This window comes from Tunicatimonas sp. (assembly GCF_049647865.1).
Taxonomy (GTDB): domain Bacteria; phylum Bacteroidota; class Bacteroidia; order Cytophagales; family Cyclobacteriaceae; genus Tunicatimonas.
Genome location: NZ_JBARYM010000792.1, coordinates 1 through 2,801 on the forward strand (window position 1 = coordinate 1; position 2,801 = coordinate 2,801).

Annotated in this window: 1 protein-coding gene; it reads right to left on the reverse strand. The window is 47.8% G+C overall.

The annotated features are described in order from the left end of the window. Window positions 1–39: 39 nt before the first annotated feature. Window positions 40–2,801: PQQ-dependent sugar dehydrogenase (locus WBA23_RS23010; protein ID WP_424584623.1), on the reverse strand; the 2,762-nt coding region annotated here is incomplete at its 5' end.

The window sequence follows — 2,801 nt, forward strand, 5'->3', positions numbered from 1 at the left end:
ATCTAGCTCCGGCCTTCTAAATTAAAAGTATTTTACGTGCTAGCGACTAGCGACTCGCTGTTCAAATTGATTGCTCTGAAAATAGATCCAGTCAACTGCTGCTTTGGCTCCGGCTGAACTGCCTTGAGTGACAAAGTAAAGCGTATGTACCCCTGAAGGTGACTGCTGAATTGCTAAGTCGATATTCGCCCATCCAGCATTGCTACCCGTAGCCGGGACAGCTGCTTCGGCAATAACTTTTCCATCAACCGCATCTAGTCGTACTTGCAAGGTCAAACCCGCTTCGTTAGCTGCTACCCGGGCTTGCAGCGCATCCACGTTTTTTAAATCAAAATTCTCAAAAGCAAAGTAACTGCTGTCACGCATATCTGACACGAAAGCATAGTTGGTCTCGCTGGGCTGGCGGGGACGACACTGGTATCGCTCGTCGTGCGATTCGGCTTCTACCCTGGGGTGGCGAAGTGTTATTATTTTCTCTCGGACAAGCGAACCTACCGGATCTCCGCCTTGGTCTTTATATTTAACCGATAATTCATACGTACCGCTTCCGGCATCAAGGTGCTGATCAGCAATAAAGCTTCCTTGTAATGGTAATAAATAAGCCTCATCAATCGATAGAATATAGTCAACAATTGATTCCGCTTCTGCTGGTGAAACTGCCTGGGCTGGCATAGCACGGTCGCCCCAATTACCCATGCCTCCCTTCAAAATCTTATTCACCAGCATAGCGGTAACTTCCTCGTCACGTTCGTAGCGTTCGGCCACTGCATTATAGGCTGGGCCCACCGACTGCTTTTCGTAAGCGTGGCAAGCTTTACAACCACTGTTTTCAATCAGCGAGAAGCCATCAATCACCATTTTATGCCCTAAGTCATCTTCACCACTACCCGCCCCTGGAACAAAGTTAAATGCGAAATTTACTGATTTTGGGTCAATAGAACCATCCGTAAGGTTGCCATCTTCTTTATCTTGCACCACTACTTGATACTCTATTGGTGCATTGTCCCAGTAGAAAGTTTGATTGGAAGTAAACTGAATGTCTACCGCCGGTGGTTGATTGCCTACCTGTATCTCAATGTTTTTGCTAGAAGCTTCCCCCTGATCGTCCAAGGTGGTTAGCTTCACCGAGTAAACTCCGGGCGAATCAAACGTAAAGCTAGGATTAGCTTCATCCGATTGCGCTTCTTCGGCATCGGTAAAATACCATTGATACGACAGGGTGTCTTCTTCGTCGTAGTCAAAGGTGCCTTCGCTTGAAAAGTTAACGGTTAGTGGCGCAGCTCCTACGGTTACATCCGCTGCAATTTGTACTACCGGAACGCGGTTTCCTTCAAAGTAATCAATTTTAGAAAGAGAAGCATCGGGATTTTTGGCAAACCAGTCGGTGCCGTACTCCAAAATATACATACTCCCATCGGGACCCATCTCCATATCAATAATTTTCACAAAATCTGTAGAGTCCAGGAAAGGCTCCAGACGAACCAAGTCGCCGTTGTTATCAAGCGTAACCGCAATAATCCAGTTTCGCATCCAGTCGTAGATAAACAGCTTATCATCGTAGTATTTTGGTAGCTTATTCTGGCTATGAGGAAAATGGTCGTAGTGATACACCGGACCAGCCATCGCATTCCGGCCACCTTTGCCTACAATCGGAAATTCAGGCGACTCATCGTAAGGATACCAGATCAGTGCCTTTTTGAACGGAGGCAGCACTTTCGCCCCAGTGTTATTGGGAGAATTATTAACGGGGGCATTAAAGTCAAAGTAATCACCAATTTCACCCGTAGCAAAGTCGTAGTCGGGGTAAGCTCGATTTCCGCGGAAATGAGGCCAGCCGTGGTTTCCCGCTGCCTTAGCCTGATTAACTTCATCGTATCCTTTTGGTCCTCGCTCACCATCCACTCGGGCATCGTTGCCCACATCGCCCCAGTAGAGCCAGCCGGTCTCCTGATCCACACTGATGCGGTAAGAGTTGCGGGTACCCATGGTATAAATTTCCGGTCGTCCGCCCGAACCGTCCTTCGGAAATAAATTATTGTCAGGAATATCGTACGTAGCGTCCTCGTTTACCCGAATCCGCAGCACCTTCCCCCGCAAATCATTGGTATTTCCCGAGGAACCCTGAGCATCAAACGGTGCCCGACCGGGTCGTTCGTCAATCGGAGCGTAGCCTTCGGACTTGAAGGGATTGGTATCGTCGCCGGTGGACAGGTAGAGGAGGCCGTTGGGGCCAAAAGCAATGGAACCCCCAGTGTGGCAGCACTCATCGCGCTGCACATCCACCTCTAAAATTAACTTTTCGGAAGACATAATGAGGCTATCGCCTAGCAAAAGAAAACGAGAGAGGTGCTGAACGGGTTTATCGCCTACCGGAGAATAGTACAGATAAATCCAGTTGTTACGATAGAAATTAGGGTCGCGAGCGATACCCATTAGTCCATCTTCAAATTTGGTGTGAACGTCTAGTTGGGCAATTTGCCGGTAGGTTTCAGTTTCGGGAAAATACATTTTAAGTGCTCCCTTACGCTCGGTAAAAACTACTTTTCCGTCGGGCAAAACCGTAAGTTCGGTAGGCTCATTCAACGGGCCCGGAATTAATACTTTCTTCACGAAGCGATTATCTTCGGGAACAGGTAATGAGCGAGCAGCAGCATAATCAACTGCGTTATTGCCAATGGCAAACGCAATTCCTTCCGCAACTTGCTCTTGAAGCTCATCGCTTTCTAGGCCGGTAGAAACATTTTGACCACCTAGATAGAAAAATTGGCCACCATCGTACGGTCGTTTAATCATTCTAGAAG